Consider the following 589-nt stretch of genomic DNA (forward strand, 5'->3'; position numbering starts at 1 on the left):
GGATGATGTCGCTGTTGCTGACAGTGGTAATACGTTGACGGGGCAATATGTAGTTCACTGCATACCGGTCCGACCCCGTACAGCTTACGCAGCTTATCCAGCAGTGGCATCACTTTTTCCAGAGGCGGTCGAACTCCGCCTTCGCAAAATAAGCGGAAGCCTGGCGAAGGATATCGTTACTGCGGCGCAGTTCACGATTTTCACGTTCCAGCTCTTTCAGACGCTGACGTTCAGCGGTGGTGAGCCCGCCATCACCGCCTCCGGTATCCCGCTCATGCTGGCGTACCCAGACACGCAGAGTCTCCGGTGTACAGCCAATCTTTGGGGCAATGGAACAAATTGCCGCCCACTGTGAGTCATATTCGCCCTGACTTTCCAGAACCATACGAATCGCCCTCTGACGGACTTCGGGGGAAAAACGAGTATTTTTAGTCATCCTGTTTACCTCTTTCTCAGGGAGTTTAGTCTCCAGGATTCCCGGGGCGGTTCAGAGTTTAACGGACACTCCTTCCTGAAATAGAATGGCATCAGAAGGAGCTAATAATGAGCAGAAAAAACCAACGTTACTCTAAAGAGTTCAAAGCCGAAG

At 51.8% G+C, this 589-nt stretch carries 1 pseudogene and 1 other annotated feature; the pseudogene reads right to left on the minus strand.

The window, feature by feature from the left end:
• A pseudogene (locus BFF42_RS20265) lies at positions 1-436 on the minus strand (transposase); the annotation flags it as partial.
• Positions 39-155, minus strand: a sequence feature (AL1L pseudoknot). (Overlaps the previous pseudogene by 117 nt.)
• Positions 437-589 lie beyond the last annotated feature (153 nt).

This window comes from Shigella sp. FC1661 (genome assembly GCF_001712525.1).
Taxonomy (GTDB): domain Bacteria; phylum Pseudomonadota; class Gammaproteobacteria; order Enterobacterales; family Enterobacteriaceae; genus Escherichia; species Escherichia coli.